Origin of the sequence: Vibrio hannami, from assembly GCF_029589055.1 — a bacterium.
Lineage (GTDB): Bacteria > Pseudomonadota > Gammaproteobacteria > Enterobacterales > Vibrionaceae > Vibrio > Vibrio hannami.
In genome coordinates this window covers 1,645,899-1,670,451 of sequence record NZ_JARQZP010000003.1, presented here as the reverse complement: position 1 = coordinate 1,670,451, position 24,553 = coordinate 1,645,899, and the positions used below count along the sequence as shown (strand labels likewise).

20 protein-coding genes and 1 pseudogene are annotated in these 24,553 nt (G+C 42.4%); 11 read left to right on the top strand and 10 right to left on the bottom strand.

Translation table 11 applies throughout. The features are described 5' to 3' along the window. Window positions 1–178 precede the first annotated feature (178 nt). The 6 genes from P7F88_RS09230 (at window position 179) to P7F88_RS09205 (ending at window position 5,486) form a co-directional block, all read left to right on the top strand. Window positions 179–2,155 (top strand): replication initiator protein RctB domain-containing protein, encoded by a 1,977-nt coding sequence (locus tag P7F88_RS09230; protein WP_277823954.1) that lies wholly within the window; start codon window positions 179–181, stop codon window positions 2,153–2,155. Between the two features lie 627 nt (window positions 2,156–2,782). After that, window positions 2,783–2,980 carry a PA3496 family putative envelope integrity protein gene (locus tag P7F88_RS09225; protein WP_277823952.1) on the top strand — a complete coding sequence of 66 codons (198 nt, stop codon included), beginning with the start codon at window positions 2,783–2,785 and terminating at the stop codon, window positions 2,978–2,980. A gap of 153 nt (window positions 2,981–3,133) precedes the next feature. Then, window positions 3,134–3,343 carry a DUF3283 family protein gene (locus tag P7F88_RS09220; RefSeq protein WP_277823950.1) on the top strand — a complete coding sequence of 70 codons (210 nt, stop codon included), beginning with the start codon at window positions 3,134–3,136 and terminating at the stop codon, window positions 3,341–3,343. Window positions 3,344–3,408: 65 nt separating this feature from the next. After that, window positions 3,409–4,125 carry a YebC/PmpR family DNA-binding transcriptional regulator gene (locus P7F88_RS09215; RefSeq protein ID WP_277823948.1) on the top strand — a complete coding sequence of 239 codons (717 nt, stop codon included), beginning with the start codon at window positions 3,409–3,411 and terminating at the stop codon, window positions 4,123–4,125. Window positions 4,126–4,225: 100 nt separating this feature from the next. Beyond that, a complete protein-coding gene (locus P7F88_RS09210) occupies window positions 4,226–4,600 on the top strand; it encodes a DUF5329 domain-containing protein (protein WP_277823946.1) in 375 nt (124 codons plus the stop codon). Between the two features lie 10 nt (window positions 4,601–4,610). Next, window positions 4,611–5,486 (top strand): NAD(P)-dependent oxidoreductase, encoded by an 876-nt coding sequence (locus tag P7F88_RS09205; RefSeq protein ID WP_277823944.1) that lies wholly within the window; start codon window positions 4,611–4,613, stop codon window positions 5,484–5,486. Between the two features lie 68 nt (window positions 5,487–5,554). On the opposite strand, the gene P7F88_RS09200 is transcribed toward P7F88_RS09205, so the two are convergent. From P7F88_RS09200 to P7F88_RS09190, 3 genes are all read right to left on the bottom strand, one after another. Beyond that, a complete protein-coding gene (locus tag P7F88_RS09200; protein WP_277823942.1) occupies window positions 5,555–7,219 on the bottom strand; it encodes a methyl-accepting chemotaxis protein in 1,665 nt (554 codons plus the stop codon). Window positions 7,220–7,436: 217 nt separating this feature from the next. Next, window positions 7,437–9,065, bottom strand: a complete 1,629-nt coding sequence (locus P7F88_RS09195; RefSeq protein WP_277823940.1) for a mechanosensitive ion channel family protein — start codon at window positions 9,063–9,065, stop codon at window positions 7,437–7,439. A gap of 127 nt (window positions 9,066–9,192) precedes the next feature. Further along, window positions 9,193–10,059, bottom strand: coding sequence for a glycerol kinase (locus P7F88_RS09190; protein WP_277823938.1), 867 nt, complete (start codon window positions 10,057–10,059; stop codon window positions 9,193–9,195). A gap of 209 nt (window positions 10,060–10,268) precedes the next feature. On the opposite strand from P7F88_RS09190, the gene P7F88_RS09185 reads away from it, so the two are divergent. After that, window positions 10,269–10,544, top strand: coding sequence for a hypothetical protein (locus tag P7F88_RS09185; RefSeq protein WP_277823936.1), 276 nt, complete (start codon window positions 10,269–10,271; stop codon window positions 10,542–10,544). A 28-nt stretch (window positions 10,545–10,572) separates the two neighbouring features. Here P7F88_RS09185 and P7F88_RS09180 read toward each other — a convergent pair whose 3' ends face one another. Further along, window positions 10,573–12,606, bottom strand: coding sequence for a sensor domain-containing protein (locus tag P7F88_RS09180; protein ID WP_277823934.1), 2,034 nt, complete (start codon window positions 12,604–12,606; stop codon window positions 10,573–10,575). 240 nt (window positions 12,607–12,846) lie between these two features. Here P7F88_RS09180 and P7F88_RS09175 point away from each other — a divergent pair, with 240 nt between their 5' ends. Continuing rightward, on the top strand, window positions 12,847–14,178 hold the full coding sequence (locus P7F88_RS09175; protein ID WP_277823932.1) for an MFS transporter: 1,332 nt from the start codon (window positions 12,847–12,849) through the stop codon (window positions 14,176–14,178). Window positions 14,179–14,258: 80 nt separating this feature from the next. Here the strand turns inward: P7F88_RS09175 and P7F88_RS09170 are convergent, their stop codons facing one another. Next, window positions 14,259–15,923, bottom strand: a complete 1,665-nt coding sequence (locus tag P7F88_RS09170; protein ID WP_277823930.1) for a methyl-accepting chemotaxis protein — start codon at window positions 15,921–15,923, stop codon at window positions 14,259–14,261. Window positions 15,924–16,099: 176 nt separating this feature from the next. Here P7F88_RS09170 and P7F88_RS09165 point away from each other — a divergent pair, with 176 nt between their 5' ends. Continuing rightward, on the top strand, window positions 16,100–16,351 hold the full coding sequence (locus P7F88_RS09165; RefSeq protein ID WP_277823928.1) for a DUF3081 domain-containing protein: 252 nt from the start codon (window positions 16,100–16,102) through the stop codon (window positions 16,349–16,351). Window positions 16,352–16,384: 33 nt separating this feature from the next. On the opposite strand, the pseudogene nhaD reads toward P7F88_RS09165, so the two are convergent. Together nhaD and P7F88_RS09155 are read right to left on the bottom strand one after the other, a co-directional pair. Continuing rightward, window positions 16,385–17,822, bottom strand: a pseudogene (nhaD, locus tag P7F88_RS09160) (sodium:proton antiporter NhaD). 162 nt (window positions 17,823–17,984) lie between these two features. Next, the gene (locus P7F88_RS09155) at window positions 17,985–19,007 is read right to left on the bottom strand and encodes a GGDEF domain-containing protein (protein ID WP_277823924.1); all 1,023 of its coding nucleotides are present in this window, start codon (window positions 19,005–19,007) and stop codon (window positions 17,985–17,987) included. A 214-nt stretch (window positions 19,008–19,221) separates the two neighbouring features. Between P7F88_RS09155 and P7F88_RS09150 the strand changes: the two genes are divergently transcribed. Then, window positions 19,222–19,839 carry a DNA-3-methyladenine glycosylase family protein gene (locus P7F88_RS09150; RefSeq protein WP_277823922.1) on the top strand — a complete coding sequence of 206 codons (618 nt, stop codon included), beginning with the start codon at window positions 19,222–19,224 and terminating at the stop codon, window positions 19,837–19,839. Between the two features lie 59 nt (window positions 19,840–19,898). Here the strand turns inward: P7F88_RS09150 and P7F88_RS09145 are convergent, their stop codons facing one another. Both P7F88_RS09145 and P7F88_RS09140 read right to left on the bottom strand, forming a co-directional pair. Then, window positions 19,899–21,812 carry a monovalent cation:proton antiporter-2 (CPA2) family protein gene (locus P7F88_RS09145; RefSeq protein ID WP_277823920.1) on the bottom strand — a complete coding sequence of 638 codons (1,914 nt, stop codon included), beginning with the start codon at window positions 21,810–21,812 and terminating at the stop codon, window positions 19,899–19,901. After that, on the bottom strand, window positions 21,809–22,429 hold the full coding sequence (locus tag P7F88_RS09140; RefSeq protein ID WP_277823918.1) for an NAD(P)H-dependent oxidoreductase: 621 nt from the start codon (window positions 22,427–22,429) through the stop codon (window positions 21,809–21,811). The genes P7F88_RS09145 and P7F88_RS09140 overlap by 4 nt, the downstream gene beginning before the upstream one ends. A gap of 182 nt (window positions 22,430–22,611) precedes the next feature. Between P7F88_RS09140 and P7F88_RS09135 the strand changes: the two genes are divergently transcribed. After that, window positions 22,612–23,457, top strand: a complete 846-nt coding sequence (locus P7F88_RS09135) for a patatin-like phospholipase family protein (protein ID WP_277823916.1) — start codon at window positions 22,612–22,614, stop codon at window positions 23,455–23,457. A 29-nt stretch (window positions 23,458–23,486) separates the two neighbouring features. Here P7F88_RS09135 and ulaR read toward each other — a convergent pair whose 3' ends face one another. Next, on the bottom strand, window positions 23,487–24,245 hold the full coding sequence (ulaR, locus tag P7F88_RS09130; RefSeq protein WP_277823914.1) for an HTH-type transcriptional regulator UlaR: 759 nt from the start codon (window positions 24,243–24,245) through the stop codon (window positions 23,487–23,489). Window positions 24,246–24,553: the final 308 nt, after the last annotated feature.

Sequence of the window (24,553 nt, the reverse complement as noted above, 5' to 3'; positions counted from 1 at the left end):
ATCAAACAGTTACAACCATTTTCTTTCACAGATCATTAGATCACTTAATCAATATAGATCAATATAAACAATAAGATCAGTTTAAAAAGAACAATAAATTTTCCTTTATTTATGATCTGTTTTTCTTTAGGCTTTCGGAACTATAGCAACATTACGGCTAACAATAATTGGATAGTGGATGAAATCAGAAGAAAAGGTACTGATCAAAGCACCTAGAAGTCATAAGGATGGACACCTTTTTGAAGTATCAGAAAGTGCAGTAGACTGGATAGAGCAGTATCAACATTTCAAAGGTGTAACTAAAAGCATATTAGAGCTTCTGAACTTAATTTCATTACGTGGATTTAGTAGCAAAGATGGTTTCGTTTCTACTACCGAACTGGTTGAAGCAACAGATCGTCATTTAACACGGGCAGCTATCCAACAAAGGTTACGTGCAGCAGTGAATGTTGGACTATTTTCTCAAATTCCAGTTAGATTTGAAGAAGGTTTAGCAGGCAAAACGATGTTGCATCGTTTTGTAAATCCGGCTCAGTTAGTCTCAGTTATGGGGGCTACAAGCCTGATGACAGAGTCAACAAAACAAACGGAAAAACAAAAACGTTCCAAAGCCCTTGCTCAAAACCAGGTAAATCGGCAACTACTGACAGAATATGGGCTGCAAACTCCACCAGCAATGAAGGATGAGTCAGAACAGTTTGTTGTATCTCCTGCAAATTGGGCAGGGATCATTGATCAGGCTCTTGCTCCACCCAGAACAAGAAAAAATTACCAGAAATCAATGGTATCTATCTCTGGATCCCGAGCGATAATTGAAACACGATCTTCTAAAAATATTATGACAGTTGATGATCTAATGACACTGTTTGCGTTGTTTACGCTAACCGTTCAGTACCATGATCATCATCAGGAAGACTATCAGATCAACGCGAAGCAAGTACCTAACAAGACACCGTTATACATCACTGACATCCTTTCTATGAGAGGAAAAAAGGATAGTGGCCCTGCTCGCGACTCGATCCGGGAAAGTATAGATCGGATCGAATTTACCGATTTTCAACTACATGAACTTACAGGGCAGTGGTTGAGTGAAAACATGCCCGAAGGGTTTAAAAGTGATCGCTTTCGGTTCTTGGCCCGAACCATCACAGCATCCGAAGAAGCACCTTCTGAAGACGCTGCCGGAGAGATCAGGATCAAACCAAACCTGTATATCCTGGTTTGGGAACCCTCGTTTTATGAAGAACTGCTGACCAAAGACTATTTTTTCCTTTTTCCACCGGAAATTCTGAAGCAGCATACGCTGGTATTCCAGTTGTATTCATACTTCCGTAGCCGTATGTCCAGAAGGCTAACGGATAGCATGTTATTAAGTGATTTAAACCAAAAGTTGGCAAGGAATATCGAGTGGAGACGTTTCTCTAATGAACTGATTAGGGAGCTTAAGAAGCTTTCTGAAGGCGAACTGAGTGAGGAGTACTTCGAAGTCAACTTGTGGGGTTATCATTTAAGCCTGACGTTGGAAGAGACTAAAGGAAAAACCAAAGACTATCGCGTTGATATTAAATGTGATGTTGAAGAAGTGCTTAGATACTCAAGAGCACGTACAACTAACGCTGGTAAGCGGAATATGGCCCCAACCCTACCGAATCCACTTAGAAATGAAATGCTGTCTAAGCAGAAGCTCGAAGAGTTATCGGAGATTATTGATGGTGAATTTGAACCTATACAACGAAAACAAAACTCTCCTAAAGGGCGTTTAGGTCGAAGAGTTAAACTTAGAAAGCACCTGGTAGAGATCAATGCAGATGAGTTGACGATCACCCTGTCTAAGTATACCTCTCCAGAGGCCCTAGAACGCAGCATAACGGCTCTTTCGGCTATGACTGGTCATCCACACGCATCTATTCAGAATGAGTGTCAGGAGCTTCTGGAGAAGCTTGACTGGCTGAGAGTGGGTGGAGAAGTTGTTACTTATGAAACTTTGAGTAAAACCATAGAGCTGTTTAACGTACAAGCTCAGAGTAAGCATCTGTCGATAGAAAAGTTGATTTCAGGCCTTGCTGTTCGGAAAAAGATCTGCAAACAGATCCATGAAGGTCATATAAGCGAAGAGGTTCTTAGAACTTTAGATGATGTAGCAAACGGAATCTAAACAAAATGCTGACATTTGCCTGACAATTGTTGGGTCATCTATAAATAAAATAAATACCGAATAGACAACCTTTTGTCCTTTCTAATGAAATTGATAGATTGGCTCATATTGTTAGATTCATATTGTTATGGATTATTTGGCGGAGTAACTTGTTACTTCGCCTTTTTTACCCAAATTTTCTTACACCCTTGATCATTCTTCCAGCAAGCTTGTGATGACTCCGTAATTTCCTATCGCGGATGTGCCCCTAATAATGGGCATCTTAAGCGATTTTCTTCTTGATCATGTTTCCGATAACGCCCCGGAAGCATGATCAAGTGTAATTGATGGACACCTTGATCATTTTTCCTGTGACGGATGAAGTTGTATCTACTATTGTTAACCTGGACATACTTTAGAAAGGGACGAGAACGCAAGAAATGAGATCTGAATCTTGTTGTTTTTTAGCCGCGTAATCTTTTAAGAATATAAGTGAAATTACGACAGTGCAAAGGCCCAATTGATAATTTTATAAGTCATTCCTCAGAAACAAATCCCAGCTCACATTCCTGATCGATTTTCCTTAACAAGGGGATTCCCGTTTGCTACATAAACCTTGTCCCTACATGGTTTTAATCGGAGGTGTATATGTCCATTAATTCTATTGACCATGATGAAATCACTAAAGTTGCATCGAACTGGGACTTCAAGGAAGAAGACTCCAAGCAATCAAGAAAACAGGTTAAATCCGCAGAAGCTCGCCGTCGGATCGAGATGTTGAGAGAAATTAAGGAAAGTGGATTAACGATGGAAGAGGCCGAAGAGTTAGGTCTGTTGCATCACTGATGATTGCTAAACAAAATGCACATTTATTAAGGGCGACATACTGTCGCCCTTAGTTTTTCTGTTCTTATCTTAGCTTTTCCTGCTCTTCGTTTTTCCAAATAGCGAGTATATGTTATATTGCTGCCCCAATTAAATGTGCATCCGGATACGTCAATGTCTATTAATCTTTCGTTATTGCCTCCAGAAGAAAAAAACAAAATAGAACTTGATAAGCAGGCTTCTTTTTTGGTTTGGAAGTTGAAGCAGGCAAAAGCGGGACCAGACGAGATTATTTCCGAGATGGATAAAATCAAAGATGAACACGAACGTTTGTGGTTCGAACAATCAATCGAAAAGTACAAGCGCGTGATGGGAGTAGGGTAATCGTTGAATTGCCCCCCTTATTTGTTAAAATCCGCCTGTTAAATTGAATCAGAGAGAACATCCCGATGGGAAGAAGTTTTGAAGTGCGCAAAGCCTCTATGGCGAAAACTCAAGGCGCAAAAATTAAAGTTTATTCTAAGTACGGTAAAGAAATTTACATGTCTGCCAAGAACGGTGGAGCCGATCCTGACTCAAACCTTTCTCTTAAGCACCTGATTGCAAAAGCTAAGAAAGATCAGGTTCCAGGCCACGTTATCGATAAAGCGATCGACAAAGCAACTGGTGGTGGCGGTGAAGATTACCAACCAGCTCGTTACGAAGGCTTTGGCCCTGGCGGCGCTAGCGTTATTGTTGACTGTCTGACGGATAACGGTAACCGTACATTCCAGGATGTTCGCCAGTGCTTTGTGAAAACTGGTGCTAAAATTGGTAGCCCAGGTGCAGTAGCGCATATGTTCGATCACCAGGCTGTGTTCCAGTTTAAAGGCGACGATGAAGAAGCGGTGCTGGAAGCGTTGATGATGCAGGATGTTGATGTATCTGATATCGAGCTTGAAGATGGTGTTATCACTGTATTTGCACCTCATACCGAGTTCTTTAAAGTAAAAACTGCATTGGGTGAAGAGTTTCCTGACCTGACCGTTGACGTAGAAGAGATTACATTCGTACCTCAGACAAACACACCAGTGACAGGTGAAGATGCAGAGAAGTTCCAGAAGTTCCTTGACCTTCTGGATGATTGCGATGATGTCCAGCAGGTTTACCATAACGCTGAGCTGTAATACTCGCTTAATATTGAGAGCCGGGCAAAGTTAGCCCGGTTTTTTATTGCTCAAATTAAATGTACACTAGTTAGTGTACTTATTATTTTGAGACTAATTTGTGAAATTATCTGTTTATCCTTTTGCTCTAATCTGCGTTGCAATGTCATTAGCGGCACAATCTTCTACTGAACTGGAAACGACGCAGGATACTGAAATACGGCATATCTTAAGCGTATTGGAACAATCAGATTGTCAGTTTATTCGTAATGGGAAACGATATAGTGGCGCCAAAGCTGCGGATCATCTTGCTGGCAAATACGATTATGCCAGGGATAAAATAGAATCAGCCGAGTCATTTATAGAAAATATTGCTTCAGCAAGTTATTTTTCCGGAAAGCCTTATCAGGTTGATTGTCCGGATGAGTCAGTTATAAACTCTGAACAGTGGCTAAAACAAGTGCTTAGCCAATACAGAAAGCAAAAAAATCATTAAGGAAGTGAGAGTGAAAATTAGTTTTGTTGGTTTAGGTGTAATGGGCTACCCGATGGCGGGTCATTTGCAGAAAGCTGGGTTTGAAGTAACGGTATACAACCGCACCACAGCAAAGGCTCGCAAATGGGCCGATGAGTTTGGTGGCAAGATGGCTGAAACTGTCCCCGAGTGCGTTCAGGAAGCCGATGTTGTACTTACTTGCGTAGGTAATGATGATGACGTTCGAAGCGTTACTACGAGCGATACAGGCGCTCTGAAGGCAATGAAAGCTGGCAGCATTCTTATTGATCATACAACGACATCTGCTGAGTTGGCTGAAGAGTTGTTGCTAGCCTGCGCAGACGACAATGTTCGTTTTATGGATGCTCCAGTATCCGGAGGTCAGGCTGGTGCTGAAAACGGTGTTTTGACTATTATGTGTGGTGGTGAGCAGTCTGATTTTGATGCGATGCAAAAGGTATTTGATGCTTACGGAAAATCATCGGTATTGATGGGCAAAGTAGGGCAGGGACAGCGAGCTAAAATGGTTAATCAGATCTGTATTGCAGGCGTGCTCTCTGGTTTGTCTGAAGGTTTGATCCTGGCTGAAAAAGCCGGGCTGGATGTGCCTACGGTGGTGGATTGCCTGAAAAATGGTGCAGCAGGATCCTGGCAAATGGAAAATCGCGCAGTAACCATGTCTGAAGATAAGTATGATTTTGGTTTTGCTATCGACTGGATGATAAAAGATCTAGGCTTCTGTCTTGATGAAGCTGAGCGTTTAGGTGTGAAGCTTCCTCTTACTGAGAAAACTGCAGGATCTTATAAAGAGCTTTCCGAGGAAGGGCTAGGGCGGATGGACACGTCCGTGTTAATGAAAGCTGTTCAAAAATCTTCAAAATGCTGATCAAAAAAGCCCGGATTGATTAATCCGGGCTCAGTTTTAAGTTGGCAATTCTTTCTAACAATCAGTATTTACACTGTAAAACGTTTAACCAGATCGTATAGCTCATTGGCTTTACCTGTGAGCTGCTGGCTCCCGGCTCGGTTCTCATTTGCCAAATCAGCAGATTGGCTGCTTTGATCCGAGATAGTCACAACACGTTGAGAGATATCCTGCCCAACCTGGTTTTGCTCTTCCGTCGCTGTTGCGATCAAAGAGTTCATATCCATTATCACTTTAATGGAGTCTTGTATCTTGTTCAGTGCCTGAGTCGCTGCATTGGCTTCGTCGACAGTCTTAACGCTTCGATTCTGGCTAACTTCCATTGTTTGAACTGCGTTGTCTGAAGCGGATTTCAACTGCTGGATCATCTCATGAATCTCAAGTGTACTTTCTTGAGTCCTGCTAGCCAGTTTTCTAACCTCATCTGCTACAACAGCAAATCCTCTGCCCTGTTCACCAGCACGGGCGGCCTCAATTGCGGCATTTAATGCCAGTAGGTTTGTCTGTTCGGCTATGTCTTCAATCACGGTTAGTGAGGAAGAAATATTCTGTACATCGGATTCAAGTTTGGAGATAACTTCATTTGCTTCTGCAACATCAGATGCCAGTTCCTGAACAGATTGTGCCGCTGCCATTACAATGCTCATTGCTTCGTCAGTGTTGTTTTCAGCTTCTGTCGCCGATTGCGCTGCCTGAACGGCATTACTGGAGATTTCTGTTGCTGTTGTCGTCATCTCCGTCATTGCCGTTGCAACTTGCTCTGTCTCGGATTTTTGACCATTAGCAAGCTCGTCAACCTGAGCTGCTCTGCCTGCCATCGCCTGGGTTTCAGAAACAACCTCTGAACTAACATTATTTACGCTTTTAACGATGGACTGCAGGCTGGCTACAAAGGTGTTGAAGTCGTTGCCTAGTTGCTTAAACTCTGCCACCTTGAAATCTTCCATCCTTGCTGTCAGATCAGCATCACCACTAGCAAATGATGAAATAGAAGCTTTGAACTTATTTAGCGGAGTCATAATACTCCGGTTCACGGCTACTGCAAAAATACCTACAGCAACTACAATTCCCAAAGTAACAGTTGTAATCGCCCAGAGACTTCCTTCCAAATCGGATTCAATATCTGCTTCCATGGCCAATACGGTTTCGTTTACATCATCAACGTAGAAACCTGTGCCGATAACCAGATCCCATTGAGGGAGATAGATGGAGTAACTCATCTTAGGTAAGGGCTCATCACTTCCAAGTTTCGGGAAATAATAGGTTGTAAATCCACCACCGCCTTTGGCTTGTTTGACGATGTCCTGAATGAGCAAAAAGCCATTTACATCCTTCAGGTTCCAGTAATTTTTACCTATACCACTATCGCTGGAGCCTAGAAGCACCCTCATGCCTTTGGTGTCATAGCCAAAAACATAACCGTCGGAACCAAACTTTATACGAGACAGTTCATCAATGACTTCTTCCTGCGTTGCATTCCGTTCTTTGTAAGTCTCAATCGCGGAGTCGACAATCTCCATATAGGATTTTAGTTCGGTCCTTTTTTGCTCCATTAGCTTATCGCCGACCTTCTCCATTTGAGAATGAGTAGTTTGATGCATTTCGCTATAAGTGAGATACATCATGCTTATTGATAGCAGTAGCAGAGGGACAACTGCCAAAATATATAGTCTTGATTTGATGGAAAGATTCATAAAAACATCCTAGTGTACAAAATCATCTAATTCCGAAGAGGGGAACCGTTTATTATTAATATCAATGCTATGGATATTATAGTATATCGTTTTGTTATCTTTGATCTTGTTCGTATATATAAAAAACCTTTCCCTATATATCGGTAAGTATAGGGAAAGGTTTAATGATAGATTTATTTTGTTTATAGACTACATCTTGATAACTTGATATTGATTCTTATTTCGTCTCATATAAACGAACGTCACGCTGAGGAAATGGAATTGAGATACCTTCCTGATCGAAGCGCATTTTTACGGTTTTAGTTACGTCCCAATACACTTCCCAATAATCCGCTGTGTTAACCCAGGGCCTTACGATAAAGTCGACAGACGATTCGTTTAAAGTCATAACCTTAATGGTTGGTTCTGGAGACTTAAGAACCTTGTTGTGTTGCTCCAATATGTTGGCAAGTACAGCTTCTGCTTTGTCGATATCGTCGCTGTAGCCGATACCGAATGTCATATCAACACGTCTTACTTTTTCCGCGGTAATATTTTTGATGGTATCTCCCCATATTTTGCTATTCGGAACAATAAATATTTGGTTATCAAAAGTACGAATGGTGGTATTTACCAGGCTCATATGACTAACCTTGCCTGATACTCCACCAGCTTCGACAAAGTCTTCTACATCAAATGGACGATAAATGAGGATCATCATGCCCGAAGCAAAATTAGATAGGGTATCCTGAAGTGCAAAACCAATAACGATACCTGCAACCCCTAAACCGGTAAGTAGAGGGCCAAGATTTAGTCCAACCTGAGCTAGTGCGATTAAGATCCCAAACAGCATTACGGCTTTGGCGGACATAGAGACAATGAAGTCCTGAACCAGGGTTGAAAGTTTTGACTGAGGCGAACGTACGATTCTGGTCATGATCTTTCTGACCAGGCCAGAAAGGTACTTAAACAACACGATGATCAGAATGAATATGATCACCTTTGAGATCGTACTACCCGCATTTTCTACAATCCACTGAGTGATATTTTCAAGCAGGTTATGACCAACAGCCATAAAGGCATCGGTGCTCACCATAGCATCGCTTAACTCACCGGTTGCGCTGAATGTGAGCTCGTTAAACTTCGCCGTGTCTAGTTGAGTGGCTTCCATCATAGGAATCATACTTCGCAGGTTGCTGCTAAATGTCAGGTTCATCCTTTGCTGCATTCGCAATCTGGAGTCGATGTTGTCTCTTTGTGCGGCTGGTGTTTTGCTTCTTTCACTTTGTAGTACTTCGGAAAGCTTCAGGCTTGATCCCAGAACAACGTATAAGTTGGAAGACACGCCATCCAGGTTTTTACTAAATGTACTTCTACTCTTTTCTTTGCTTTGACCAAGCTGTTCTTGCGCTTCGATCAGAGCTAACTCGATCTTGAATAGTCTGGTTCTGTAATCCATAGCATTGGATACGGTTACCCATTCTATAGGCTGATCTTCAATGCTGGTTGCTTCAAAATCTTTAAATAGCTGAGAGAGCGCTTTGGTAGCACTTGATTGCTGACGGTTAATCAGCTTCTCCTGCTTCATTAACAGCGCTACTGTTGCCTCTTTGCTCTCTTGAGCCTCGTCAGACTTTGCATAGTTGATTACAGCATTGCTACTTTCAGTAGTGAGAGATTCCAGCTGATGCATTAACATTGTCTGTGAAATACTTGATGTGACAGAGCTTTTTGATGCTTTAAGTTGTTCTATTTCTTTGGCAACAGAATCCGTATATTGAGTAAGTTTTTCTATTTCTGATGCCTGGAGAGGTAGGCTTAACAGTAGCAGGGAAAAAATCCCTGCTATGATGTTTTTAAATTTCATGGTTCACACCTGCTTGTTCTTGTTTATATTTGGCCATATGACGCAACGCCAAATTAAAGAATAGTCAAATATTTCATTTGTTTATTGAATATTCTTGAGAATGAGAGGTGGTATGCAAAGTTAGTGGTTAGTACGCTTTGATATTGTGTTTTCTGAGTGCTTTAGGGAGGATTTCGTCCAAAGAGTCGAGATCGGCCTCTTCTAACTGAATCAGATTAAAGTTGTGCTTCTCGTAAATGGCGAGCTTCTCCACCTTCGCTTTTTCAGGTGTGGGACCAGTATCGGTTCCCCAATACTGGATATAAACTTTCCCTGCTGGAAGATAAAAGTCGCTGTAGAACTCTTCTGCTATAGGCAGTTTTCTTTCGTAAGCGTGAACCAGCCCTGCCATATAGAGCCAGTTGTCGATCAACAACTCGCCTCTGGAACGCACATAATGGCCATCGGCTGTTCTGTGTTTTGCTTCGAACTTTTGTCGGAAACTTGAGAAGGATTTATCCGTAGAAAGAGTATCAGAATCTGTCCCCTGAAACTCTTTCACAGAGTTTGTCAGGTTACGGTTCTTTAATACCGTATCGTGCCAGATCGTGTACAAGCCAGAGTCATTTTTCCCTGATCTTTGTTCTCCTCCGGCCTTGAGCCCTAGTTGAGTGATATGCCAGCCATCTTCTTGTTTGTTGATCCACCCTAGTTCGCTAAGTAGCTGATTAATTCTTTTGGCGTTGAGCCCTAGTTGCTCGCCAAGTTGAGTAGCAGTAAACATTTTCCCTGCACTACTTGCGGTATCTATTAGCAGGTTTTCAGGCCAGACAACAAATGAGCCAAACTTGTGATGTTTTGCATACTCACCACCAAATTTCTCACCAATATCAGTAAGCACCCACTTATCCTCATGGCGAACTATGTAGCCAAACTTTGCAAGCTGGCTAAAAAGTTCTTTGGGATCGATGTTACGTAATTGGGCTAGTGCGGTAGTCGATATCTTATTTGTCATCTGTCTGTTATTTGTGTTCACACTAATAAAAATTGCTGGAAATGCATTATTTGATTACTTGAGTATAAATCATATAGATAGCGGTTTTTGACTAATTTGTCGAACCTAGTCAAAAAATGTGCAGAGTGGCTGTTTTATATTATTTGCAAAATTTATTTAAATCATGGGAATGGTTTTGTATTTAATGCCGAATACTGTTGGAGGTGGTCGTGAAAAAACTGTTTTGCCTACTCATCTTAATGTTTATTTCTACACTCTCTTATGCAACAGGGAAGCAACAAACATACATTAAAGATAAATTCGGTGAACTAAGAGGCGGGCCTTTGGAAATACCGTGCGCCTGCATCTTTGATAAAAACCGAAACCCAGGTATTAAATACCTGCCTCTCAATGGCTGGTTGTGGTACTGCGAAGGTTATGAGGAAGATGGTGACTGCAAGGGCGTTAAACGTAAAGAAAAAGCTGAGCCGATTGTATTTGAATAAAGCTCTTAGTCAGATATAGCATTACTGACTAAGAGCTCGAGCTCAACCATTCTTTAACTTGTTCGGCAGGTATTGCCTTGCTATAAAGGAACCCTTGCACCAACTCACAACCTAGCTCTGTTAGCTGTTTGGAGTGCTCTTGGTTTTCAACACCTTCTGCGATAACTTCTAAGTGCATGGCTTTGGCTAAGGCTACAATTGATCGGGTAATGATGTAGCTATCAACATCAGTATCGATATCTTTAACAAAGGAACGATCAATTTTGAGTTTATTGACGGGAAGTTGCTTGAGATAACCCAGAGAAGAGTAGCCAGTTCCAAAGTCATCAACAGAAACATGTACTCCTAGTCCCCGAAGCGCAGATAACTGAGTGATATTATCTTCAACATCACTCATTATGTAACTCTCTGTTAGCTCTAACTCCAGCTTATCCGCCGGTAACCCAGATTTTTGTAATGTGCTCTCGATTAGTTTCGCAAAGTTCTGCTGACGAATCTGAATACCAGAAATGTTTACCGCTATCCTGCCAAAATCAAGCCCTTGCTTTAGCCATTCGCTGCCTTGATGACAAACAGTTGTTAGTACCCAACTGCCTATTTCCCTGATCAACCCTTGTTGTTCTGCTACTGGAATAAACAAATCGGGAGAAATGTATCCAAGATCAGGATGTTTCCAGCGAAGCAATGCTTCGAGGCCAACACATTTTAAATCGGCTAATCTTACCTGAGGCTGGAAGAATACCTCAAGTTCATTACGGTGAAGGGCGCTTTGCATTGAGCTCTCCAGAGCAAGCTGGCGCTGTATTTGTTCCTCGTCTCCCTCGCTAAAGAAACAGAACTGATTGCGACCCTGTTGTTTTGCGCGATACATGGCTGTATCCGCTTTAGTTACCAAAGAATGAGGATCTTTGCCGTCCTGAGGAAATTGGCTCACTCCAATGCTGGCGGTAACATTCAAAGAGCGTTGTTCTATGATAAATGGCACTTGAAAGACTTCTTGTAATCTTGAGAGAGCACCAAGAACCTCAAAAGATTCATCAAGCGCTTCCATTATCAGTACAAACTCATCTCCGCTGACCCGCGCCACCATATCGTACTGACGCGTGCACTCTCTAAGCCGTTGAGCGACTGTTCGTAGTAACTCATCGCCGACGTTGTGGCCTAAGCTGTCGTTGACCAGTTTAAACCGATCCAGGTCGATAAATGCGACGTAAACACAATGTCCGAATCGGGTTGCCCTTTGCAGATATTGTTGCAATTGTTCATGAAATAACAGTCTGTTTGGTAGGTTGGTTAGTGGATCGTGGTGCGCAAGGTGTTCTAATCTTGCGGAAGCTTGTTTCTTATCGCTAATATCACGAAATACACCAATAACCCCTTCTATATGACCTTCCTTGTTATAAAAAGGGTAATATCTAACTTCTAAATCAATGATTTGGCCTTGTGGTGATACTAATTGCCTCTCATACTGAACGGTTTTTCCCTCCAGTGCTTTTTTAAAGTAGGGCTTATACTGCTGATAACTTTCATCTTTTAGTATTTCTTTTACTGTGTGCCCTAGTACCTCTTGTTTTGATTTACTCAGTAAATTCAAATAATGCTGGTTTGCGGCTAGGTAGTTCTCATTTTTATCAATAACGGCGAGCATGTCATTTGTCGAAGTAAATAGTTGGGCATATAGATTGAGCTGTCTTTCAGCACGAACTCTTTCGGTGATGTCATGAATAACACTAAAAAGCAGCTTTTTTCCGGCAAAAGTGACAGGGCTGGAGAATACTTCTACATCTCTTATTTCACCATTTTTGAGTTTATGCCGAAAAACAAAGTAGTTTCTCTGGAGTGATTTGGCTCTCTCCATCTCCTCATGCACTTCTTTTGTGGATAGCTGATTAATGCTACTGACCTTTAATTGGGTCAGCTTGTCTGCACTGTAACCGTAATACTTTATTGCTGCCCGGTTGGCCTGATTGATTCGGCCGCTTTCAGCGCAAATCAAAAGCATAGGAATACGAGAGTCTTGAAATAATGCGTGATAGGAATCTGTACTTTTGTTGTTATACATTGTTTACGCCCTAGCCGTTTATTTTTATGGGTAACTCAAATTATTATGAACAACGTGGTCTCGTCCTAAAGTATATGAAAAACATTGCATCCTAGGTGTTTTAGTTTTGAGTCAATAAATTAAATGGTGTGAATATTATGTGTTCGACGTAAAAACGAAGAGAGTAGGTTAGAACCTTTTACTATCAGGCTAAAAAAGGTGTATACATAACCTTATGTTCTCAAAAATGCAGAAAGCCTAATGACGCTTAAAGAAATTCTTCTGGTTCGTAATGTCCGCTACTACTTAATGTTTCGAAGTAGCTACTTTGCGCGTTTTTATTACCCGGTTTTCACACTACTGTATTTGGACTACGGCTTAACCTTATCTCAATTTGCTATGCTCAATGTGGTTTGGGCTGCGACCATTGTTCTTGCCGAGGTTCCGTCAGGAGCATTTGCCGATACGTTAGGACGCAAAAAACTCGTGGTCCTGTCTTCGATTGTCATGTTTATAGAAATCGCGATGATTGCTTTTGTGCCAACGGGGAACCCTACACTGGTTTTCATTGTATTTTTGATCAACCGAATATTAAGTGGTTTGGCAATGGCTCTAGCGAGTGGTGCTGATGAAGCGCTCGCTTATGACACTCTAAAAGAGCAGGGCAAGGAAGAGCTATGGCCGAGAGTATTGCAAATCCAGCTTCGTATCGCCTCAAGTGTTGGCATTTTCGTCACTTTGATAGGGGCTGCTATGTATGATGTTAACTTTATGACTAACGTATACTCCTTATTCGGGATGGCTGAACCAGAAAGCACAAAAGATATAATGCGTATCCCCGTCTATGCCACCTTACTCGTTGCTATGATTGCAATTTATTCAGCAACCAGTATGCGAGAAGGGAAGAAAACGGTACCCGAGCATAGCAGCCGGTTAGCGACAACAGTTGCAAGCATGAAGCTAACGTTAAATACCGGGAAGTGGGTGCTTTCTACTCCTTATGTTCTGTTTATTTTGCTTTATTACAGCTTATTCGAACATACATCGCGTATGTTTTTAACCATGAACAGCCAGTATTATCGAGCCATTGATATTCCTATTATTTATTTCGGCTTCATTGGAGCGGGGATCAGCTTGCTTCAAATACTGCTGGCGGGTCAGAGCCGTAAATTAGCGGAACGTATGGCTCCTAGGAGGTTTATTGCCATCATGGGACTGGCGACTATGGTGACTTACTATTGGATTAGCTTAGGGTGGTCGATCTATGGGGTGATACCAGCTCTGGTCCTAATTTTTATTATTATGACTATGAACATTTTCATCAGCTACCACCTTAATAAAAAGACCGATTCACACAATAGAGCAACCGTACTGAGCTTTAAGGGTTTGATGTTTAACCTCGGGTACGGCTTGATAGGTATTTTATATGCTTATTACTATAAGTTGCTGTCTCAGAACTACACGGAGCAACAGGTAGAGCAACACCTCGACTTTTTAGCTTCGCTCTCTTCATTTTTCTATTATTTTACGTTCTTGTTTGTTTCCATCAGCGTGGTTTTCTATTTTAAAGATCAAAAGAAGGCGATCTTTTAAAAAAAATAGAGCGCGGTTATTTATTCCAAATAAACCACGCTCCTATTTGCTGGTGGGGCTTAAAGCCATTGATTGTTGGTTTACACTGTAAACCTATCTACCAGATGATAGAGTTCATCTGCTTTACTGTTTAGGTTTTGGCTGCCGGCCCGGTTTTCCTGAGCTAAATCGGCAGACTTGTTGCTTTGCTCGGATATAACAACAATTCGTTCGGTTATCTCTTGTCCCACCTGAGATTGTTCTTCCGTTGCTGTAGCAATCAGGTCGCTCATATCCATGATGATTTTCACTGAGTTTTGAATATCTGTTAATGCAACCGTTGCTGCTTTTGCTTCCTCTACTGTTTGAGCGCTTTGAACCTGACTATGTTCCATAGAGCTAACGGCGCTGTCTGAGGCAGACTTCAGTTGTTCAATCATTTCATGAATTTCGAGCGTGCTATCCTGGGTTCGGGTCGCAAGATTACGAACTTCATCAGCAACGACAGCAAACCCTCGCCCTTGCTCACCTGCCCGGGCGGCTTCAATTGCGGCATTTAACGCTAAAAGGTTGGTTTGTTCGGCTATTTCCTGAATAACGCCAAGAGATGAGGATATGTTCTGAACGTCTTTTTCCAGGTCGGAGATAACTCTGCCTGCTTCTGCTACACCGGACGCCAGGCTTTCAACGGAATTTGCCGCATTGGTGACGATTTCCATTGCATGAGTGGTACTATTTTCTACATTTGTCGCTGCTTCTGCGGCTTGATTTGCGTTATTTGAGATTTCCTGAGCAGTAGAGGTCATCTCGTTCATTGCGGTTGCAACTTGCTCTGTTTCTTCTCGCTGTCCATTTGCTAACGAATCCACTTCTGATGCTCTGTCTGCCATGTCATTGGTTTCGGATACAACGTTAGTACTTACCTGAGAGACGCTGCCAATAATGTTCTGAAGATTTTCAACAAAGGCGTTAAAGTTTTTCCCTAGCCGGTTAAATTCAGGCAGGTTGAAGTCTTCTATTCTGGCTGTGAGATCGGCTTCGCCCTTTGAGAACTTTTCAACAGACTCGTCAAACAGGCTAAGTGGCTTTAGAATACTGCGGTTTATCAGGGTTGCGATACTCAGAACAAATAGAGTAATGACCAGAGTAATTAATGCAGTGTTAAGTACGCTTTGTTTCATCGAATCCAGTGATGCCTGATTCATAATAGCTAAGGATTCTTCTATATCATCAATATAAAAGCCCGTTCCTATAATCAGATCCCACTGAGGTTCATATATGGAATAGCTTAGTTTTGGTAATGGTTCCTCTCCCCCCGGTTTCGGGAAATAGTAGGTGGTATAGCCACCACCACTTTTGGCCTGCTTGACAATATCCTGAAGCAAAAGGAACCCGTTTACATCTTTTAAGTTCCAAAAGCTCTGCCCTAACCCCTTATCAGTATCCCCCTGAACTATCCGTATACCTTCGGAGCTATAGGCAAAGAGATAACCTGTTTCGCCATATTTAATCTTAGACAGAGTTTCCCTCACTTCATCCAGAGAGGCGTTTCTAGCTTTAAGAGGAATGAGTGAAGTTTTAACTATCTCCATATAGGAGCGAACTTCCTCTTTCTTCGAGTCCATCAATTTGGTTCTCGAAGCATCGATTTGTAACGTGTTTAATGTGTTCAACTCGTAACGGGTGAGCAGCAAAAGGCAAACAGAAATGAGTAAAACAGGCACTACGGCAAGTATAATTAGGCGAGCGCGAATCGTTAGGTTCATGGGTGCATCCTTCTAAAAGCGTAGGACAAAGTAAATAACGTTATAGCCCAGCCATTTTTATTATTATCTTTATCATTTAAGGATAGGTCATTACCCGGAGATTGGTAAAAAATGGCAAATATCCACACACCTAGCCATACTTAGAATGTGTTCAATGAAACGATAGGGAGCTTGTTATGAAAAATGACCTGGATCCTGGCAAAGTTTTAAGAGCCTACGAAATGATCATGGAGCGAGGCACTCCTACAGAGTTTGGTAAGATATATGAAGGTGTAGAAGCATTTTCTGATTACGATGGTTATAACGTTTTTATGCGTGGTAGTGGCGTAGAGCTGAAAGTTGGCTTCCACAATACTTATCATCTTGAATACGATCAGGAACACCTTCGCGATAGTTTTCTTAAAAAAGTAGAAGCACTTAATAAATAAGTGCTTCCGGAACTAATGCTTTAAGGCTTCTATCTAATAGAAAAGTTCGTAGTTAAGCATCAAATGTATGCCAATGCTGATAGCGTAACCAATCGCTATCACTGGCATCCATTTAAGGTGCCCGAAGAAGGTGTACTTGCCATGAGCCGCGCCCATTAGTGCTACACCTGCCGCTGAACCTATTGATAGCAAACTACCACCAACACCAGCCGTAAGGGTGACAAGCAACCAGTTACCCAACGACATCTCTGGGTTCATGGTTAATACCGCGAACATGACGGGGATGTTATCGACAATGGCGGATAAAATCCCCACCATTACGTTTGCCCAGATAGGATCCCACTGGTTATACATGATGTCAGAAACCAGCTCCAGGTAGCCAAGCAGGCTTAATCCGCCTACACACATGACCACGCCATAGAAGAACAGCAGGGTGTCCCATTCTGCGTGTGATACTCGTTTAAATACGTCGAAAGGAATAATAGAACCTAAGCGTTGTAATGCCGCTTCATCGTGGGCTGCAATCGCTTTAGCACGCTTTCTTGCTATAGAAGCAGGAAGCGTTTTACGTAAGAAGAAACCAAAGAATTGCAGGTAAGCAAGCCCCATCATCATGCCAATAACTGGCGGAAAGTGTAAGAAACCATGGAAACAGACCGCTGTAGCGATAGTAAGCAGGAATAGCCCTGCGATACGCTTACCTCCACGTTTCATCTCAACATATTCGTGTATGACCTCGGGCTTATCGTTCGGAATAAAGAACGACATGATTAAGCCAGGAACCAGATAGTTGATAACGGAAGGCAGAAATAGCGCTAAAAACTGCTGGAATTCTACAATACCCGCCTGCCAGACCATTAGCGTCGTGATATCTCCAAATGGACTGAATGCCCCTCCAGCGTTGGCAGCGACCACAATATTGATACAGGCAAGTCCTATAAATCTATCGTTGTTACCACCTACTTTAAGCACCACAGCACACATAAGAAGAGCGGTTGTCAGGTTATCGGCGATAGGGGATATAAAAAAAGATAAGATACCGGTTAACCAGAACAGGGTACGAAAGTCGAAGCCTTTACCGACCATCCAGGCTCGCAGGCAATCGAACAGCCGTCGTTCTTCCATTGCATTAATATAGGTCATGGCAACCAGGAGAAAGAGAAGCAACTCTGCGTACTCAAGCAGGTTGTGTTCAATAGCGGCCTGAGCAACTTCCGTTTGTCCGTGACTTTGATATACAAAGCCAATCATGATCCAGATAATGCCCGCACCTAATAACACGGGTTTTGATTTCTTTAGCTTAAGAAACTCTTCCCCCATTACCAAGGCGTAGGCTAAGACAAATACGACGATACAGGCATAGCCAACAGCAGATGTTGTCAGTCCTTCAATTCGTTCGCCAGAAGAGGCGAGATACGGTTGTGGGTAAAAGGCTAAACAGGAAAATAAAAAGGGTGCTTTTTATTGTCATGGATATTCTCTCGGCTCCTTTGCTAATTAAAGTTACCGAAAGTGTAGTCAATCAATTTACATTGAAGTGTGAGGAAGAGCTTAGTTGATTGAATTTTTTGATATTTATGATCCAGCGCGCGATTTTGCACGCTGGTTTGTTGTCAATTTTTCTTTTGAATACTTACACAGGTAAAACGCGGTTTCTTCCGAGGCTTTTAGCTTTGTAAAGCTGTTGATCTGCATTATCTATCAATGAGATAGGGCTTTCTCCCGGCTGATATTCAGCAACACCAAATGATGCTGAGATATTGCCAACAGATTCACCGGTACGTTTATCTTTTACGGCGATTTTCTCAATTGAGCGTCTAACCTGCTCTGCAAACTGTCTTGCTATACGTAGCGGTTTGTTTGGTACTAATAAAGCAAACTCTTCACCACCATATCGATATGCAGCGATGCCTTCACGACAGTTAATTTGAAGCCTTCGTGCAATAGCTTTGATCACCATGTCTCCGAACACATGGCCATACTGGTCGTTGAGATCTTTGAATCGATCTATATCGATAAGGATCAGGCAAAGAGGGTGTGATTCTTCCGAGTTGCATAAAGAAGCAATGTCTTTATCAAATGCTCCACGGTTAAGTAAGCTGGAAAGGCTATCGTAAAGTGCATCTTTTTGCACGGCTTCAAGCTGCTTTTTTAAGTTAGCGATTTCCTGGCTCGCGGTACTAAGCTGACTATTAAAGTATTGAGTTGAACTCCTGATTTCTCTTGATTCAGCAACAAAGTCTTTAAGTAAGCCCATCACCTCATCGAAGGTAATGCCCTCTTTATCTATGCTTTCCAGAGTATCAAAGCTTTTGTTGATCATATCCTGAAACGAGCTGGTGTCTTCCATCGTATCCTTCATCGACTGGAAGATCTCGTTAACAAGGATCTCAAGGTTTGATTTTAATTCGGTAACGTCTGATTCTGTTTGGCTGGCAATGTATTTCTTGTATAGAGACTCATTGTGGCTTGGCAAACATAAACCATACTCTTCAATGAGCTCATCAAGTTCTTCATTGAGGGCTGGTTGCGTTTGATCAACGTATGTATACCATAATGCATAGTTCGTCGGAGTCGTTGGCACCTGATTTTTTATCATTAGAGGAACTGCTTTTCTCAGGTTTTCCGTTGCCTTTTGAAATTCTTCTTTACTCATTGATGGCTAGACTTATTCATTTAAGGGGACGTTGTACATTAATGTTAGCGAATTTTTTTCAGAGTTTCCTATAGATAATCAAATAAAATCCATTTTTGCTATCTATTTTTTTAACTCAATCGATAACTAAAGGGCTATCTATACATATTTTGTGGCAGGGACACACATTTTATTTATAAGATAACGAGTTATCCAAACGATAGAGTATTAGACAATGAAAGCAGCACTAGAGCATTTAAAGCAATCCGACCCAGTTATGAAAGAGCTCATTGTTTCACTACCGTGCCCACAGGCCTGGAGTGAGAGGGAGCCATTTCACGCATTAGTTGAGTCGATTGTGCATCAACAGTTGTCTATCAAAGCAGCTGCGACTATCTGGTCCCGATTTGAATCTCTATTTCCTGAGAACAATCCAACTCCAGAGTTGTTGACAACCCTTTCAGAAGAAACATTAAGAAGTGCTGGCCTTTCAAGGCAAAAAGTGAAGTATGTCCATTCTGTTGCTGAGTTTGCTTTAACCGGAAGGCTTGAACGCGAATATCTTGATGGGTGCGACAACGAAACGGTAGTTTCTGAGTTAACGGAGATATATGGTGTGGGCCGTTGGACAGTGGAAATGTTTTTGATGTCTGCACTGGCCAGGCAGGATGTATTTGCCCCTGATGACCTGATAATTCAGCAGTCGATACAGGAGTTGTACGGCTATCAGGAATTAAAAGGACGCGTGTTGAAAAAAGCGCTGCTAGATGTGGCAAAGCCGTGGGCACCGTACCGGACCATTGCGTGCCGTTATCTGTGGGCTTGGAAAAACGCAAATATGTTCTCAGAATAAAAAAATCCGCCTTAAGCACTTTCTAGCGGAAGGCGGATTTATGTTAGCAACGTATAGGCTTATTCCGAAAATTTATCGGCATATCCCTTTGGTGGCGGTGTCCACTCTCTTTCGGCCATAGAGTGAATACCTCGCTTATCAGATCCCATCGCTTCGAGGATATGGGTCTCGAGTTGTATAAATAGCTTACGGTAGTTGTTATCGTAGCGCTCTTCCTCTGAGCCACCAGCCCACGCTTCGTAAAGAATGTCTGATTTGGCATCTTCCACATTTTTATAGGCCACCTTCTGCTGCTCAACATGGAATGGATGCATGCCCACTTCTTTCATGGTGTGAACACCAAGTTCGAGCGCTGTGTGATAGGTCTCTGACTCGATAATATCAGCACCTGAACGACGAAGCAGGTAACCATGCCCACGGTCAAATGCACGAGCAATCACTTTCACCTGAGGATAAGTGTGCTTCACATACTTAACTAGCTCTACACTTGCTTCCTGATCATCGATAGCAATAACCAGTGCAGCAGCATGTTCAATGCCTGCCGTATGCAGAAGGTCAGGTTTGGTCGCGTCGCCGTAGTATGTCTTGGTACCAAGTTGTCTTAATGCGTCCACCTGATCAGATTTATGATCAAGGACAACGGTTTTGATACCATTTGCTACCAGCATACGGTTGATTATCTGACCCACACGACCAACGCCTGCAACAATGACAGTACCGGTTTCATCAATATCATCTTGTTCACGATCATTGGAGGCTTTTTCAAATCTCGGCTTAATAACTTTATCAAACAGGATAAACAGAGCCGGTGTCAGGAACATCGATAACGCGACCACCAGAGAAAGTACTGAGGCTATTTCCGTTGGTAATACGTGGTTGGATACTGAGAACGAAAGCAGAACAAAGCCAAATTCACCAGCTTGAGCAAGGCTTAGAGTTAATAACCAGCGATCGCTTCCTTTGACTTTAAAGCTAACAGCAAGGATATACAGGACCATTGCTTTTAGGACAATAACGCCAAAGGTCAGTGATAAGATCAGTACCAGATCATTAGCCAGTACAGAGAAATCGATACCAGCACCAACGGTGATAAAGAATAGCCCCAGCAGCAAGCCCTTAAATGGATCGATATTCGATTCCAGTTCATGTCTGAACTCACTGTTTGCCAGTACCACACCTGCCAGGAATGTACCCAGCGCAGGAGACAGGCCTACCAGGCTCATTAAAGCCGCGATACCAATAACCAGCATAAGTGCAGTTGCAGTAAAGATTTCACGCAGGCCGGATTTCGCAACGAAACGGAACAGCGGACGGCTCAGGAAGTGCCCTCCAATTACTACTGCAGCGATAGAGACAACGATGACTAGTGCGTAAGCCCACCCAGGTAATCCAGCAACCAGGCTTAGATCTTCATGATGGTCTGCGGTGTGTGCCAGATTACTCGCTTGTTCCACAAGCTCGGGTAAGGCGAGCAGAGGAATAAATGCCAGCATAGGGATAACGGCAATATCCTGGAACAGAAGGATTGAGAATGCATTTTGAGCGCCATCGGTTCTGCTAAGGCCTTTTTCACTAAACGTCTGTAATACGATAGCGGTTGAAGAGAGTGAAAAAATTAAGCCGATCGTTAATGCCACCGTCCAGGTAAGACCGAAGAACAGGGCGATAGCCATAACTGCGGCTGCGGTACCTGCTACTTGTAATCCCCCCAATCCAACCAGTCTGTTACGCATAGACCAGAGCATTTTAGGCTCAAGCTCCAAACCAACCAAGAACAGCATCATGACGACACCAAATTCGGCAAAGTGCTGGATAGTTGTGGTTTCTTCACCCACCAGGCCAATTACCGGACCAATTACCACTCCTGCTATCAGATAACCAAGTACTGATCCCAGCCCCAGTCTTTTTGCTATTGGCACTGCGATTACAGCAGCGACCAAATAGATAAATGCCTGAAGAAATATACCCGTCATGCCACTTCTCCTTCGACAATTTTGTCCAGATTCTGGCTTAACTTATCCAGATCTTTTGCGCGCTCCAGATTGACCTTATCCTCGGCAAGAGCCACAAGAAGGCGCGTCCAGTTATCTACATGCAAAGCGATTCTTCCTTCCTCAAGCGCCGTTCTTGAGCCAAAAAGAGCAAAAGGTGATATGTAGTTCATGCCGGTCATTGTTGCCATCTGTTCGATTGGCTGCAGGAGCTCCTGGATGGTGTAGTGATTGTAGCCATCGGTATGATAAGCATCTTCCTTACCACCAGCAGAAAGCGCGCACATAAAGGTTTTTCCGTGCAGAGCCTTTCCGTCATGACCATAAGCAAAACCATACTCCAGAACTAAATCTTGCCATTCCTTTAAAATGGCAGGGGTGGAGTACCAGTAGAGCGGAAATTGGAAGATGATGATGTCATGCTCCAGCAATCTCTGTTGCTCTTTGGGAATGTTGATATTAAACGTCGGATATTCGGCGTATAAGTCTACGGCTGTAACACTATCAAGCTTTTCAGCAGCATCAAAAAGCGGGCTATTTACTTCTGATCTATGCTGAGATGGGTGTGCGAAAAGTAACAGGATCTTCTTTTGGGTCATGATTTTTACCTGAGCAGAATGGCATACAGATAAAGATAATCGCATATGAACAAAAAACCAGCTACCCTCATTTGCTTGAATCTTTTTTTATTTTTGCCAGAGAATCACGTCAGAAAAGCCTATTTTTCAATGTGCTATACTTTTAGAATTATAACTCTAAAAACATTGTGATAAAGAAAAGTATGGAAAAGGAAGTCCTTGTCAACACGGAAAGCAAACATGCGCTTGTGGTTGAAGGTGGTGCGATGCGCGGCATTTTCGCAGCAGGTGTGTTGGATCGTTTCATTGATGAAAAGTACCGGCCATTTGATTTCTGTATCGGTGTTTCTGCAGGCTCAACAAACCTTGCTGCGTGGCTGGCAAACCAGCGTGGCCGAACCAAAGAAGTGATTACTAACTATTCTTGTCGACCGGAGTTTATAAACTTTGTTCGTTTTGCCAAAGGTGGTCACTGGCTCGAGCTGGACTGGTTATGGGATGTTCTGTCTGAAGAGTATCCTCTAGATCTGGACGCTTTTGAGAGTCAGCCAATACCACTTTACATAGCAACCACTCTGGTAAGAACAGGGGAGGCTTGCTACATCACTGGTACTTCAGAAAACCTGGAGCTTGTCTTAAAAGCTTCTTGCTCTGTACCGATGGCTTATCGCGATTATCCTGTTTATGAAGGCGAGCCAATGACCGATGGTGGTGTAGCCGATTCTATTCCTGTGATTAAAGCTTATGAAATGGGGGCAAGAGAAATAACGGTAGTTCTATCTCAGATTCCGGGCTATAGGAAAAGTGCCCCTAAAGCTCCCTGGATGATTCGAAGATTACTGAAACGAACTCCAAGATTAGCCGATGCTATGATTAGGAGGGCGGTAAGTTATAACAAAGCGATCGATTTTATTGAGAACCCACCACAAGACTGCAAAATTAATGTTATTGCACCGGATACATCGTTTTCTGTTGGGCGCTTAACCACGGATCAGGAAAAATTGATTGCTGGCTATGATATGGGATTTAAGGTTGGGAGCGTTAGGTGATAACTGCTCCCTATAACCAATAGAACCATTTATACCAACAATACCTTTACGCCTTTGTCTTTTAATGCCTGAACAACCTTTTTATCTGCATCTTTACCCGTAATTACGGTATCAATATTGGTTGGTGTACAAAACAACATGCCAGTGCGCTGGCCTACTTTCGAGCTATCTACTACCACGACTAACTTATCGACCTGTTCCAACATGGTCTGCTCAGCCACAGCTGTTAGCATATCGGTTTTATAGAGACCTTGTTCAGTTAACCCTTTGCCACTGGTAAACATCCAGTGGCCCGCATAAGCACCAGATAATTCTGGAGTCGGGTTTAAGAAGATATTTTTAGATTTGTTGTACTGTCCGCCCGTAATAATCACGCTTTCATGGTCTTGTTCAATCAGGTAACTAGCTAAGGGAAAGTAGTTGGTAATGATTTTTACGTCCTGACCACAAAGCTCTTGCCCTAGCATAAACGCAGTAGAGCCGCAGTTGATAACCACGCTGTCTCCTTTATCGCAAAGCGCAGCTGCACGAACTGCAATTTTTGATTTTTCCTGGAAGAACGTGGTGTTATCCATATTTAATGGTGACCAGATAGGTGCTTTTTGGGTTTCGATTCTTTCTGCACCATTTCGTACTTTAATAAGTTTGCCTTGTTCGTCCAGCTTAGTCAGATCGCGCCTGGCGGTAGCCGGGGAGACGTTAAAGGTTTCAACTATTGTACCGACGCTGATGGAATGTCTTTCATCCAGTAGGGATAAGATGCCGTTGTGTCTTTGAGACTCGTTCATATTTTTATTTAACCGCGGTTGTTACAACACTTATTTGTCATCTCTTAAATCATACAGTCGAGGGTAGCTTTATCACCATATGATTATTTTATGACTAATTTTGATTTTATAACGATACTTAGTTACATGCTACATATCATTCTATTTAAAGAAGAAAAATATGATTTGAGTTATTTAATAATATAAGTTGATGTATTTTCTGGTAATTATAGACTTGTCTCAAGATTTTGTGTGAAAAGGTGATCCATGCATCGATTTCGACCTTCTAACTTATACAAACTTGATAAACATCAAAGGTGTCATAAATG